Annotated in this window: 14 protein-coding genes; 11 read left to right on the top strand and 3 right to left on the bottom strand. The window is 48.0% G+C overall.

Annotation, left to right across the window (positions count from 1 at the left end; all coding sequences use genetic code 11):
• Positions 1-50: 50 nt before the first annotated feature.
• The 5 genes from MKY97_RS23560 to MKY97_RS23540 all read left to right on the top strand — a co-directional run bounded on the left by MKY97_RS23560 (position 51) and on the right by MKY97_RS23540 (position 4,388).
• Positions 51-287: a hypothetical protein gene (locus MKY97_RS23560; RefSeq protein WP_342552667.1), complete on the top strand. Its 237-nt coding sequence runs from the start codon at positions 51-53 to the stop codon at positions 285-287.
• 566 nt (positions 288-853) lie between these two features.
• Positions 854-1,618 carry a succinate dehydrogenase iron-sulfur subunit gene (gene sdhB / locus MKY97_RS23555; protein WP_342552666.1) on the top strand — a complete coding sequence of 255 codons (765 nt, stop codon included), beginning with the start codon at positions 854-856 and terminating at the stop codon, positions 1,616-1,618.
• A 192-nt stretch (positions 1,619-1,810) separates the two neighbouring features.
• A complete protein-coding gene (locus MKY97_RS23550; RefSeq protein WP_342552665.1) occupies positions 1,811-2,767 on the top strand; it encodes a metallophosphoesterase in 957 nt (318 codons plus the stop codon).
• A gap of 157 nt (positions 2,768-2,924) precedes the next feature.
• Complete coding sequence (locus MKY97_RS23545; protein WP_342552664.1) at positions 2,925-3,656, top strand: metallophosphoesterase family protein; 732 nt, start codon at positions 2,925-2,927, stop codon at positions 3,654-3,656.
• 147 nt (positions 3,657-3,803) lie between these two features.
• Entirely contained in the window at positions 3,804-4,388 is a 585-nt protein-coding gene (locus MKY97_RS23540) for a GNAT family N-acetyltransferase (protein ID WP_342552663.1), read from the top strand.
• Between the two features lie 208 nt (positions 4,389-4,596).
• Here the strand turns inward: MKY97_RS23540 and MKY97_RS23535 are convergent, their stop codons facing one another.
• Together MKY97_RS23535 and MKY97_RS23530 are read right to left on the bottom strand one after the other, a co-directional pair.
• Positions 4,597-5,406 carry a histidinol-phosphatase gene (locus tag MKY97_RS23535; protein ID WP_342552662.1) on the bottom strand — a complete coding sequence of 270 codons (810 nt, stop codon included), beginning with the start codon at positions 5,404-5,406 and terminating at the stop codon, positions 4,597-4,599.
• Between the two features lie 31 nt (positions 5,407-5,437).
• Positions 5,438-6,340 (bottom strand): LysR family transcriptional regulator, encoded by a 903-nt coding sequence (locus MKY97_RS23530; RefSeq protein ID WP_342552661.1) that lies wholly within the window; start codon positions 6,338-6,340, stop codon positions 5,438-5,440.
• A 436-nt stretch (positions 6,341-6,776) separates the two neighbouring features.
• On the opposite strand from MKY97_RS23530, the gene MKY97_RS23525 reads away from it, so the two are divergent.
• The 6 genes from MKY97_RS23525 to MKY97_RS23500 all read left to right on the top strand — a co-directional run bounded on the left by MKY97_RS23525 (position 6,777) and on the right by MKY97_RS23500 (position 12,358).
• Positions 6,777-7,235, top strand: coding sequence for a chemotaxis protein CheX (locus MKY97_RS23525; protein ID WP_342552660.1), 459 nt, complete (start codon positions 6,777-6,779; stop codon positions 7,233-7,235).
• A 54-nt stretch (positions 7,236-7,289) separates the two neighbouring features.
• Positions 7,290-8,063, top strand: coding sequence for an SDR family oxidoreductase (locus MKY97_RS23520; protein ID WP_342552659.1), 774 nt, complete (start codon positions 7,290-7,292; stop codon positions 8,061-8,063).
• A 185-nt stretch (positions 8,064-8,248) separates the two neighbouring features.
• Entirely contained in the window at positions 8,249-9,622 is a 1,374-nt protein-coding gene (locus MKY97_RS23515) for a DEAD/DEAH box helicase (protein ID WP_342552658.1), read from the top strand.
• 25 nt (positions 9,623-9,647) lie between these two features.
• The gene (locus MKY97_RS23510) at positions 9,648-10,400 is read left to right on the top strand and encodes an ABC transporter ATP-binding protein (RefSeq protein WP_342552657.1); all 753 of its coding nucleotides are present in this window, start codon (positions 9,648-9,650) and stop codon (positions 10,398-10,400) included.
• Position 10,401: 1 nt separating this feature from the next.
• The gene (locus tag MKY97_RS23505) at positions 10,402-11,622 is read left to right on the top strand and encodes an ABC transporter permease (RefSeq protein ID WP_342552656.1); all 1,221 of its coding nucleotides are present in this window, start codon (positions 10,402-10,404) and stop codon (positions 11,620-11,622) included.
• 238 nt (positions 11,623-11,860) lie between these two features.
• Positions 11,861-12,358 (top strand): hypothetical protein, encoded by a 498-nt coding sequence (locus MKY97_RS23500; RefSeq protein ID WP_342552655.1) that lies wholly within the window; start codon positions 11,861-11,863, stop codon positions 12,356-12,358.
• 165 nt (positions 12,359-12,523) lie between these two features.
• Here the strand turns inward: MKY97_RS23500 and MKY97_RS23495 are convergent, their stop codons facing one another.
• Positions 12,524-12,655, bottom strand: coding sequence for a YjcZ family sporulation protein (locus MKY97_RS23495; protein WP_342552654.1), 132 nt, complete (start codon positions 12,653-12,655; stop codon positions 12,524-12,526).
• Positions 12,656-12,817 lie beyond the last annotated feature (162 nt).

Genomic DNA, 12,817 nt, shown 5'->3' with positions numbered 1-12,817 from the left:
ATCGCGTTAATCGTTCATTCGCTGATCGATTAAGCTTCTGATGTATACTCATGGCAATCCAGCATGAATGGATCGCAGTTTCCAGCAAAGCAGCAGGAGGTGCAGGGCGCAGCGTAGGGAGCGGAAATGCCCGAAAGAAGCGAAGCGTTCGCCTTTACCACCGAATTTCAACCCCGGAAGGGTTTGATCCAAGAAATTCGGGGGTAACAGCGATCCAAAGGGCATTCCGCGACCGCAGCGCCTACCCGAGCACCAACGCCGCTTTGCGCACCAGTATTCGATTCTAGGAAGCCAGCGTTTGCAGGCTGCCATCAAAAATTACAGCAATCCAGCATGAATGGATTGCAGTTTCCAGCAAAGCAGCAGGAGGTGCAGGGCGCAGCGTAGGGAGCGGAAATGCCCGAAAGAAGCGAAGCGTTCGCCTTTATCACCGAATTTCAACCCCGGAAGGGTTTGATCCAAGAAATTCGGGGGTAACAGCGATCCAAAGGGCATTCCGCGACCGCAGCGCCTACCCGAGCACCAACGCCGCTTTGCGCACCAGTATTCGATTCTAGGAAGCCAGCGTTTGCAGGCTGCCATCAAAAATTACAGCAATCCAGCATGAATGGATTGCAGTTTCCAGCAAAGCAGCAGGAGGTGCAGGGCGCAGCGTAGGGAGCGGAAATGCCCGAAAGAAGCGAAGCGTTCGCCTTTACCACCGAATTTCAACCCCGGAAGGGTTTGATCCAAGAAATTTCGGGGGTAACAGCGATCCAAAGGGCATTCCGCGACCGGAGCGGCCTACCCGAGCACCAACGCCGCTTTGCGCACCAGCAATACAATCATCGTCACCAGAGGAGGGGACAACGATATGGCGGAACAAGCAACAGTGAGCAAAACCGTCAAGTTTATTATCACTCGTCAAGACAGCCCGGAGTCATCTTCGTATACCGAAGAGTTTGAGCTGCCGTACCGTCCAAATATGAACGTGATCAGCGCTCTGATGGAGATTCAGCGGAACCCGGTAAACAAAGATGGAAAGTCCATCGCTCCGGTATGTTGGGAATCCAACTGTCTTGAAGAAGTATGCGGCGCCTGCTCCATGATTATTAACGGTAAACCGCGTCAAGCATGCGCAGCCCTGATTGACAAGCTTGAACAGCCGGTTCGTATCGAACCGATGAAAACATTCCCGGTTGTACGTGACCTTGTTATTGATCGCACACGTATGTTTAACGCGCTGAAACGCGTCAAAGCTTGGATTCCGATCGATGGCACATATGATCTTGGTCCAGGACCGCGGATGCCAGAGAAGAAACGTCAGTGGGCGTATGAGCTGTCCAAATGTATGACTTGCGGTGTATGTCTTGAGGCATGTCCGAACGTTAACGAAAAAACAGACTTCATTGGTCCAGCAGCGCTGTCTCAGGTACGACTGTTCAATGCTCACCCTACAGGTGAGATGAATGCCGAAGAACGTTTGGAAGCGTTGATGGAAGATGGCGGTATCGAAGGGTGCGGAAACTCACAGAACTGTGTGCGTTCATGTCCTAAAGGTATTCCGCTTACTACGTCCATCGCGGAGATGAATAAGCAAACCACCAAGCATATGTTTAAACGCTGGCTGGGTGTATAATTTTAACGTATAAGCAGTGGTCAGCACTGCTTCTCCAAAAAAAGTCGTGATCCCGTGCAGTTACTTGGCCGGGTCACGGCTTCTTTTGTCATCAACGAAGGAACCGGGCATCCTGTGCAGAATATGGTATACTACAGGGATGGATAGGGGGCTATAACCGCCCTCAAGAAATAGGGTCCGAGGAGGGGAGACATGGGACAGACACCGCGTTTGAACAACAACAGCTCACCGTCTCGGCGTTTGAGCAGGACGCATGGTTCAAAGGAACCTGTTTTTCCTGGAGAAGAAAAGGATCACGATCCTTCTCGTCGAATGGTTCGACTACGAAAAATATTGATGACCGTAGGAGCAAGTGTACTGACGCTCGGGTACGCACTGTGGGAACCGCGACGTTTGCAGATCAATCACATTCATCTCAAGCTCCCGTCGTTTCCTGGATCGTTTGACGGGCTGCGTGTTATTCATTTCAGCGATGCTCATCTTGGCTTTCATACAGGGGCAAAAGAGATGCGTAGGCTGGCGGCGCAGATTAAGGATCAGCAGCCTGATCTCATCTGTTTTACCGGAGATATCGTGGAGAGACAAGCTGAACCTATGCGTGAGTGTGTGCCCATTCTGGCTTCCATGACAGCGAGATACGGAAAATTTGCCGTTTTGGGGAATCATGATTATCGAGGACAGCAGCAGCAGGAAGTGCAGGACATGTTTCGCGAAGCGGGCTTTACGCTCCTGTGCAACCAACACGTGCTCATAGAGCGGGGAGAAGAGAAGCTTGCTGTAACAGGTTTGGATGATGCTTTAACGGGAAATCCCGACCTGGAAGAAGCGATTTCAGGGCTGGAAGAACAGGTCTGGAAATTACTTCTTATGCATGAACCGGATTATGCCGACTACGCAGCTCCGCATGGGTTCGGACTGCAGCTTTCGGGTCACAGTCATGGTGGACAGGTGCGTTTTCCCTGGTTTGGTGCTGTGACTACTCCGCGTGGTTCTCGTAAATATATTCAAGGACTGCACTACACCTCTCACCAAAAAATGCCGGTGTACGTGAATCGGGGATTTGGCATGACGCAGCTTCCCATTCGTTTTTTATGCAGACCGGAACTGACGGTACTTCACATAAGCCGACAAAGTGTGAATGAACGTTAAAACCTAATAACGGGATTTAACAACGGTCATTAATAACAGATCGAATAGTAAGTATACTTAAAAAGCTGATTAGTCTACAAAAGAAATCCTAAGTCGATTGATCTTAAATACTGGTAATCTGTGATTTACGATATGGACATGAGTGGAGGTTAAACTGATGGAACGAATAGCAATTGTATCCGACATTCATGGCAACATGACTGCCTGGGAAGCCGTGCGGCAAGATATGCAGCATCGCGGCTTGAACAGAATCTTTTGTCTCGGAGATCTTGTAGGCAAAGGACCACAGCCTGCTGAAGTGGTTGATCAGGTAAGGGCGGCATGTGAAGTGGTGATTCGCGGCAACTGGGATGAACTTGTGGCAGTGAATCAGGATGTCCGGGATTTTACATGGCAGGCTGAGCGACTGGGAACAGAGCGATTAGCCTATCTTTCGAACCTCCCATTCAGTCATGAGTTTAAATTAAGCGGACGCACCGTTCGATTAGTTCATGCTTCGCCGCAAAGTGTGTATCATCGCGTACAGCCATGGGATGAGATGCATAAGCGGCTTGCGATGTTTGAACCTCCAGCCGATCATTCCGAGGCAGGGGCAGCTGATGTGGTAGGATATGGCGATGTGCATAATGCATTCCTGCAGTATTTGGATGGCAAAATGCTGTTTAACACAGGAAGCGCTGGCAATCCGCTTGATCTTCCTCAAGCCTCATACTGCATTCTTGAAGGGGAGTACGGCGATGATAGTCAGAAACCATTCAACCTTCAGTTTGTCCGGGTACCCTATGATATTGAGCAGGAAGTAAGGATCGCACAGAAAGCGGAAGTTCCGGCACTTGATGCTTACATTCGCGAGATACGTTCAGGAGTCTATCGGGGACTGCAGGAGTAGATTACATTCACAGGATAAAGCTGATTATAGAGAGGACATACTACAGTTTATAACATTATGGTCAGATCAGTGGTATGATTGCCGGATCATCTTCAGAGCATGCTTGTCTTACCGGACTAAAACCCGTTAGGCAGAGGAGTGATTGTCATGCTTACCCGAAACATGCTGATTCAAGGGCTGCCTGCCTTATGGACGGAGCGCCTTGTGCTTAGATCATTACGTCAGAGTGATTACATCACCTTGTCTGAACTGTTATCCGATCCACAAGTGATTCGATACGTGAATCGAGGTAATCAGGCACCCCCCATTCGGGCGAGAAAGCTGCTGAATCAGATTCGAAGCAGCAGTGCCAAACTGGATTCGCTGCACTACGGCATCTGTTGGAAAGACAGTGAGCAGGTGATCGGGATAACGTCTTTCCAACATTGGAATGATCAAAAAGGGACTGCTCAGATTGGTTACATTTTGAACAAGTCCTGTTGGGGGAAAGGAGTGGCAACGGAAGCCGTACGTCGTCTGCTGGCATTCGGCTTTGATGAACTTCATCTGTGGAGGGTCGAGGCACGCTGTTACGATGCCAACATTTCTTCGGAGCGGGTGCTCCTGAAAATGGGGATGACTTATGAACGTAATCTTCCATCATTCGGACTGAACGATGGAGAGAATGAGACAGCTGAATATGCTTTGGACGTTAAGGTATATGGCATACATCGGGAACAGTTTCAGCATTGAAACGAACTTCAATCTTTTGTTACACAAATGAAATATAGCTGCAATTGAACTCTAACAGACAAGGGGTAAACTTATCTCATGACCCCCTTTTTGATAATAGATAATGCTGTTGGGACCCGCGATGAGCGGGTTCATTTTTTTTGCAACAAAACGAATAAAGATCCTCACGCATGTTTTGCATGCATGGGGATCTTTGCGTTCGTATTTTTTATAAAGGAACAATCTGCATCTGTTTCTGTTTGAAATACACCCATTCGGTGAAACCAATCTCTCGCAGACGTGTGCGTACATTGTCCAATTCATCGGCCACTCGCCTAGGGATATGAGCATCGGAGCCGAAGGTGACTTTCACACCGTAATGATTTGCACGTTCCAAGATGGCATCGGACGGATACCATCCGCCGCTAAGCTTGGTTTTACCTGATGTGTTGATTTCAATCGCAACGTTGGCATCGGCAATGATCTGAAGCGTTTCGTCGATGGCATGGTCTGCAATGATCTCGGAGAATGGCGGGTAATTGCCTTTCATCGCATCAATATGGCCGAGAATCTGAAACATGCCGCTGCGGGCGGATTGGGCAATTAACTTGTAGTAGCTTTCTTTCACTTCGATTTTACGGGTTTCGGTTAGTCCGTTCCAACGGGTTTTGTTGAAAATGCTGACATCCTCTGTGTGATGAACAGAACCAATAATATAGTCGAACGGATACTGCCCCAGCGTTGTCCGGTATAATTCAGCATGAAGCGGAAAGTAGTCCGATTCAATCCCGAGCAGAACATCAATTTTCCCGGCATATTCTTCTTTTAACGCGAGCACTTCAGATACATAATGCTGTAACTCCGATTTGCCCATGGCAATTCGTGGATGTGCCTGTTCCAAATCACTTCCAAAATAAGGGGTATGGTCAGAGATTCCGATGGCCTGAAGTCCTGCCTCAATGCCTGCTTCAATATAATCCCTAATGCTGCCGTCCGCATGACCACACCGGAAATGATGCGTATGAAGATCGAATTTCATATGGAATCCCTGTCCTTTCTAATGATCCATTTTATTCTGAGCTGATAAATTGTGTTTCGGGCATGCCCTTGAGATCACTCAGGAATTGATGCATTGCCGAATTGAGGTAGCGGCTGGATTTGTAGATAACCCCTACCGGATGACTGACTTCCAATTCACTCAAAGGTATCATTCGCAATGTACCCTGGCGAAGCTCATGTGCTACGGATTGTTTGGAGATGATGGCTGCACCGAGATCAATCTCAACCATTCGTTTCACTTCTTCACTGCTCGACAGCTCCATGACGACGTTGGGTTCGATATTGTATTTCTTGAAAACAGCCTCTGTAAACCGGCGTCCGACCGTGTCCGGAGACAGTAGTATCAGGGGGGTGCTTCGCAAAACGTCGACAGCCGCATGTTTTTTCTTCGCCAGCGGGTGGGAAGGAGATACAACAAGCTCGAACGTATCGTAGTACAGTACCGACGTGCTTAGGTTAGGATTCCGCTCTGTCAGGTATCCAATCCCAATGTCCACCAGACCGTTCTCGACCTGTGTATAGATCTGTGAGGAAGGAAGAGATTGAATGCTGGTTTTGATAAGTGGAAACTGATCCTGAAAGTAGGAGAGTACTCTTGGCAGAATCTGAATCGCAATAGAAGTCGTTGTTCCAAGCACGATGCGTCCTTGCGGCGTTTCATCCAGATCAGACAACTTCTGCTTCAACTCGTCCACAATGTCGAGCATCCGTTCAGCGTGCTCCAGAAAAACCTGCCCTCGATCGGTGAGGGTTACCGGCTGGTTCCGGTCAACCAGAACCGTGTTGAATTCGTCCTCCAGACTTTTGATCTGAGCCGAGACAGCCGGCTGGGTCAGATTGAGGAGTTCTCCCGCTTTGCGGAAACTCATTGTTTTGGAAATCGTAATCAGCGTTTCCAGTTGGCTTATGTTCATATACGGCCTCCTTCGGCAAAATATCCTCTGTATGTCATCTGTCATGCAGTGAATTCCGTGACGGGTTAGGTTTCCTTTATCTTAAATTATAGGGGATTAAGGACATCAGGGCAATGAAGGGTACATCCCTATTAAAGTAGTTCGACAGACATCCAAAAGAAGCAGGCTGTAACTTTAAATTTTAAATACTTATAAAAACGGTATAAAAGTCCTATGACTCTTTAAGAGCCTGTGTAGATAATTGAGATTTTTTCCAAAGAAGTGAAAAGCGCACAAAACAGCTATAAACATTTGGTATTCGAATGACGATAAATTATAGTGCACAGGAATTACTGAATTCTTAATGAATTCTCGTACGTGATAAAGTATAATAAATTTAATGAATATGGGACTTTTGGTATGTGACCAATAACCCAGTGTGAGGAGGACATAGACAGTGAAAGCGGAAGTAATTAACCCATTCCTGGAATCTGCACGCAACGTATTTGAACAGCTCATCCAGGTTTCGCCTTCCACCGGGAGTCTTGGCGTGAAGAACGTAGAATTCATTGCTGATCATGTCTGGATTGTCATCGGAATGACGGGCCAGCTGAGTGGAAATATTGTTTTTGGTATACAAGAAACGGTCGCTTTGAAAATTGTTTCAGCCATGATGGGTGGTTTTGTGATCACCGAGATGGACGATATGAGCAAAAGTGCGATTTCCGAGCTGGGCAACATGATTAGCGGTAATGCGAGTACAATTCTGTCCAATCAGGGTGTCGTTGTAGATATTACCCCTCCACAAGTGATGCAGTCCGAACATTTAACCGCATTCAGTGCAACGAAAGCGCTTAGTATTCCGTTATTAATGGATGGAATTGGCGAGATGGATATTCAGGTGATGATCTCGTAAAATGAAGCATAGGCCTTATAAGGCAAATGTGTTCATTACGGGAGGACATCAACCATGCTGAAAGATCAGGTTGTTTTTATAACAGGAGCATCGAGCGGAATCGGCGCGCTCTGCGCACAAATGCTGATCGAAGAAGGAGCCATCCCGATTCTGGCTGCCCGTTCACGGGACAAGCTGGAACAGATTGGTGCTTCACTACAGGGACGGCATGAGCTGCTAACGCTGGATGTTACGGACAGCGAGCAGGTTCAGGCGGCTGTAGATGCGATGTTACATAAATACGGACGAATCGATATTCTGCTGAATAACGCCGGTTACGGAAAATTTGCCGCGATGACAGACATGTCTGTACAGGAATTTGACGAAATGATGGACGTGAATTACATGGGTATTGTCCGCTGTACCAAAGCGGTGCTGCCGCATATGCTGGAACGGGGAAAAGGCCAGATTGTAAATGTTGCTTCGATGGCTGGCAAAATTGGCACCGCCAAATCAGCCTCGTACACGGCCACCAAACATGCTGTACTCGGATTCAGCAACGCACTTCGTCAGGAACTGCGTAAGACGGGGGTTACCGTGACTACGATTAACCCGGGTCCGATCGATACACCATTTTTTGATCGTGCAGATCCTTCTGGAAATTACGTGAACAATGTGCGCTGGCTGATGCTGACTCCTCAGAACGTAGCAGGCCACATGATTCGGGCCATGAAGAAACGCAAGGAAGAAGTGAATCTGCCGAGGCTGGCGTCGGCTGGCATGTGGTTTTATCAGTTGTTCCCGCGGCTTGCCGATCGACTGTCACACGGTGTAATGAATCAGAAGTAGAGTGTAACATGAGCACCATATACCGGATGAAGAAGGGCTCCGCCGAGGGGCTTTTCTTTTTTTTGCGCAGACTTGAACATTTCCGGCCGGAATAAGATTTGGTACGCAGGCTTTTTTCGCATATAATGAAAGGTAATGTGAAGACAGGCTTTGTTTCTTACGAATAAACTTAAAGGATGGAATACATGACGAATCAAACTTTTGCATCAATAGGCGTGGCACAGGATTTGGAGGCGCTGCTGGCGCAGCATGATATTAATGAACCTTCTCCGGTACAGGCGCAGACCATTCCGGTTATTTTGGAAGGCAGGGATGTGGTATCCAAGTCGCAGACGGGAACGGGGAAAACGCTGGCGTATCTGCTGCCGCTGCTGCAGTCCATCAAGAGTGATATTAAAGGAACACAGAAACTGATTATCGCGCCAACGCAGGAACTGGCAATGCAAATTGTACGTGAGGCACAGCGTTATGGTGCGGATCGCGGCATTGGTGTGCAGGGGCTGATTGGTGGTGCGGCGGTGAAACGTCAGATTGAGAAATTGCGTGAGCATCCTGAGCTGGTTGTCGGTACACCTGGACGGTTGAAGGAACTGATTACACTCAAAAAGCTGAAAATGCACAACGTATCTACCATTGTTATTGACGAAGCCGATCAGGTGTTTCAACTTGGTGGTGTAAGTGACGTGGAATTTGTGCTGAAAAGCGCACTGCGTGACCGTCAGTTAATCTTCCTGTCCGCAACAATTGATGAGCATACGGCTGCGCTGGCAAAGCGCGAGATGAAAGAGCCGGTTCATATTGGTATCGAACCAGAGCGCGCCACGGCTGCCGGACTCGAACATTATTATTTCGTAGAAGAGAGCCGCAACAAGATCGATATGCTGCGCCGTCTCGTTAGACAATACAATCCGGATCGTGCCATTGTCTTTGTGAATGCAACGGAGGACATCGGTGAGGTTGAGGCAAAAATGAACCATTTGGGTCTGTCCGCAGCAGCGCTGTACGGGGACGCCGACAAGGTAACGCGCAGCAACGTACTGGCTGCCTTCCGTAACGGCAAAATTCAACTGCTGATTGCCTCCGAGGTCGCAGCAAGAGGACTGGACATCGAAGGCCTGCCAATGGTCATCAACTATGATCCTGCCTTTGACTCGGAGCATTATGTTCACCGTGCAGGCCGGACAGGCCGGATGGGACGTTCAGGGATCGTGCTGTCCATTGTGGATGAAACGCAAATTTTCATCATGCGCAAATTTGCACGCGAACTCGGCATTGAACTGCAGGAGCGTACACTCTTCGGCGGCAAAGTTTTGGCGGCTGATCCACGCCCGGATACTCGTCCTGAAGGGCATTCATTCTCCCGGAAGCCGGGACAGTCCCGGGATCGCAAACCAGGTCAGGGAAGCCGGAAACCAGGCACAAGAGCGACCGTTTCAAATCAAGGGGCAACTGGCAGCAAACCAGCAGGTAGTGCAGGCCGAACGGACCGCGATCAGAATCGTAAAAACAAGGGAGCACCCAAGTGGAGCAAAGACAGAGCACCGCGCTCTGAGGAATAATCGGATGAAAGGGGTGCAGGGATAGATGGAAAACGTTCAATCGCCTGTGCTGCAAATCAGCGGGCTTAGCGGAGGGTACAGCGCCAAAAGACCGGTGCTGCACGGCATTAATCTGGAAGTTGGACGCGGAGAAATGGTTGGGCTGATCGGATTAAACGGCGCTGGCAAGAGTACGACGATGAAGCATATTCTTGGCCTGATGACTCCGCAGCAGGGAGAAGTTCGGGTGATGGGAAAAAAACGGGATGAGGATGCACAGATTTACCAGTCTGCTATGGCATTTGTTCCGGAATCTCCCGAATTATATGATGAGATGACCGTCATGGAACATCTGGAGTTTACAGCGAGGGCATATAATGTGTCTGAGGCGGATTTTAAAAAGCGGACCGAGAAGCTCCTGGACTTGTTCCGCATGAACGAGAAAAGTACAAGTCTGTCAACACATCTGTCGAAGGGTATGCGGCAAAAGGTCATGATTATGTGTGCTTTTGTGGCAGGGCCGCCGCTCTATATTATTGATGAGCCTTTTCTGGGGCTTGACCCGTTGGGTATTCGTTCCCTGCTGGATTTCATGCTGGAGATGAAAGCTTCAGGGTCTTCCATTCTGCTCAGTTCACACATTTTATCTACCATTGAAAATTATTGTGACCGCTTCGTTGTACTGCATCGCGGGGAGGTCATTGCACAAGGTACACTGAACGAACTGCGCACACAGTTCGGAGGGCCCGACACACCGCTGGAGCACATGTTCTATTCCCTCGTGCAAGGCAGGGATTAATATGGATCTGAAGCTTTTATGGAAGCAGCGTCGGACAGGTTTCTGGAATGGAATTCTTCCTTATCTGGGCTATGTCATCCAGAGCGGTGTAGCAATGGTCTTTTTATTTCTGGTGATTGCTTTCTCTGCCTGGTATACATCGTTTGTACAGAATATTCCTGCGGGATTTCCAATACGCTGGATTGTTTTGCTGCTGCTGGCTCCGCTTGTACTGCTCAGCAGTTACCGTACATATCTGCTTCCGGCAGATATTGTCTTCCTGCGGCCGCAGGAGTACCGGATGCAGGAATATTTGAAGAACAGTTTTGTTCGTGGCGTTATTTATAAGATGCTGGGGCTGCAGCTTGTGTTTCTTACGTTATGGCCGCTCTATGTAAGAGCAGATGCAGACGCCAAACCGCTGGGCTTGTCCATTCTGTTTCTGCTGTTATGGAAAATCCTGTCCAGTTATGGAGCATGGCAGGAACTGAGAATGGTTCAAGCTGGAGCATCCAAAGGATACCGGGTGCTTCGCTGGGCGCTGGCTGTGCTTGCTGTGGCAGCCTGGCTGTGGCAGCCTCCGCTCCGTAGTCTCGTATTCCTTTTGCTTCTTGCCGCTGTTTATATTGCTGCGCTGCGTGTACCCGTTAAACATCGGGTTGCCTGGGAGCGTCTGATTCAGGTGGAGCAGACGCAGGCGGGCAGAGTGATGCGAACTTTAGGCTGGTTTGTAGACGTGCCATCGTCTGGACAGAAGGTGAGCTCCCGCCGCTGGCTCAGCAAATGGGGGAATGCTCTTCCATGGAATGCGGGGCAGGCATACCGATATCTTATGACCAAAACATTCATTCGTACGGAAGTATTCACTATTGTCATGCGCCTGATCATTCTTGGTATGCTGTTATCCTGGTGGACCGCAGGCAGTTACTTTGGAATCGGAGTATATCTGTTCTTCCTGCTGCTTACAGGCGTTCAGCTCGGGGTGCTGCGGCGAAGTCATAGTGATTCCTTCTGGATCATGATCTACCCCATTTCAGCTGAGAGCCGACGGACACAGGTGCTCGGTTTCATTTTCCAGCTGCACGCCATAACCGCACTGCTCATGTGGCTGCCGATGCTTGCTGCAGGGATGGAGGGACTTGGCATATCAGGCATTGCGCTTGGACTCGGTATACTTGTCATCGCGCTGATGCGTCGTTCACAGGGAAGTAAATGGATTAAAGAAGAGGAAGAAGATGAATAAAACAAGTTATTCCATTCCTCCACAAATGAGCTAAATGATATCGGTGAAGAATATAACATCTATATGTTCAAGGTGGAACAAAGCAGAAGTACATGCTGCTTTGTTCCTTTTTGTTTTTTTCCGTCCTCTCTTCCTCCTTCTATATCCGCTACCTAATGATGACTATTTTACTTTTATGCTGGTTTTTCTTCCAGAAGTCTGATTATGTTAATATGTGGTAATGAAAAGGAGGTATAAAATGAAAAGAATTGCTCTAATGTTTTTTTTAATATTTGTTCTAATGGGGTGTTCAAATCATGAGGAAATACCAAATGAAAATAAACGTTTGAAAGAAGAATCGGAGAGCAGTCTTAAGAAAATGAACGAAGAAAATCGAGAACAGGCGTTAAGGGAGTCATTAAACCTGACGTTTAAACTTCTCTCAGCCATGGGTGATAAAGATTACGATTTTATAGAATCAAATTCCTCTACTAGTGTAAAAGTATCTCGTGAACAGAACATGATTATTGTGAATAACGGAGAGAATTTTTACGAAGTGGCTCTTCAAAGCAAAATGGAACTGGGAGATTTGGAATTCAGGGGATATGAATTAAAGGATGCGAAACACCTTAAGTTAATGATGGCTGTAATGTTTAATCAAGATATTAAAGGTTCGGAAGGTCACGCTGCATTATATTTTGATTATATCCGTTCAGATGATGACCGTTGGCTTTTAGACGGATTCCTCACAAATTAAAAAGGAGTGTTAAATGAGGGGGCTGTAGATTATTGTCTTATCCAATGGGTTTGATTAAATTAAAAACAAGGCTCTCCCCAGCCATGATTATGACTTGTGGGACAGCCTCTTCGTTGTGCGTTGATGTAAACTCATGTTGTTATTTTTGCAGCGAACGAGGTTGTATTAGTACAGGAATGATTTTGTGATGATGACCAGCAGGATGAACAGTACCAGAATGGCACCTGTGTTAGTGAATCCTCCAAAGCCGCCGCATCCGTATCCGTATCCGCCTCTTGTATCTTCAACTTGGGACATGGGTCATACCCCTTTCGAGTGATGGTTTGGCACGCCCTTGCGTACATCGTATATTATGTACCATGGGGGTAGGTTGATTGGGCCGCAGCCCGTTCGTCATGGTTTTGGGCACCTGTCCGGGGAGATGGTACTGATTCTGCCAAAGAAACGAAGCGATATATA

The sequence above is a fragment of the Paenibacillus sp. FSL R7-0652 genome (genome assembly GCF_038595045.1).
In the GTDB taxonomy this organism is placed as follows: Bacteria; Bacillota; Bacilli; order Paenibacillales; family Paenibacillaceae; genus Paenibacillus.
Note: the sequence above shows the minus strand (reverse complement) of the source record. Positions and strands in the feature narration are given on the sequence as shown.

Bases quoted from the DNA above. Each gene is read 5' to 3' on its own strand.
- MKY97_RS23500 (WP_342552655.1), top strand. From the start codon at position 11,861: ATGAAAAGAATTGCTCTAATGTTTTTTTTAATATTTGTTCTAATGGGG.
- MKY97_RS23540 (WP_342552663.1), top strand. From the start codon at position 3,804: ATGCTTACCCGAAACATGCTGATTCAAGGGCTGCCTGCCTTATGGACG.
- MKY97_RS23550 (WP_342552665.1), top strand. From the start codon at position 1,811: ATGGGACAGACACCGCGTTTGAACAACAACAGCTCACCGTCTCGGCGT.
- MKY97_RS23530 (WP_342552661.1), bottom strand. From the start codon at position 6,340: ATGAACATAAGCCAACTGGAAACGCTGATTACGATTTCCAAAACAATG.
- MKY97_RS23520 (WP_342552659.1), top strand. From the start codon at position 7,290: ATGCTGAAAGATCAGGTTGTTTTTATAACAGGAGCATCGAGCGGAATC.
- MKY97_RS23545 (WP_342552664.1), top strand. From the start codon at position 2,925: ATGGAACGAATAGCAATTGTATCCGACATTCATGGCAACATGACTGCC.
- MKY97_RS23535 (WP_342552662.1), bottom strand. From the start codon at position 5,406: ATGAAATTCGATCTTCATACGCATCATTTCCGGTGTGGTCATGCGGAC.
- MKY97_RS23505 (WP_342552656.1), top strand. From the start codon at position 10,402: ATGGATCTGAAGCTTTTATGGAAGCAGCGTCGGACAGGTTTCTGGAAT.
- MKY97_RS23515 (WP_342552658.1), top strand. From the start codon at position 8,249: ATGACGAATCAAACTTTTGCATCAATAGGCGTGGCACAGGATTTGGAG.
- MKY97_RS23560 (WP_342552667.1), top strand. From the start codon at position 51: ATGGCAATCCAGCATGAATGGATCGCAGTTTCCAGCAAAGCAGCAGGA.
- MKY97_RS23510 (WP_342552657.1), top strand. From the start codon at position 9,648: ATGGAAAACGTTCAATCGCCTGTGCTGCAAATCAGCGGGCTTAGCGGA.
- MKY97_RS23495 (WP_342552654.1), bottom strand. From the start codon at position 12,655: ATGTCCCAAGTTGAAGATACAAGAGGCGGATACGGATACGGATGCGGC.
- sdhB (WP_342552666.1), top strand. From the start codon at position 854: ATGGCGGAACAAGCAACAGTGAGCAAAACCGTCAAGTTTATTATCACT.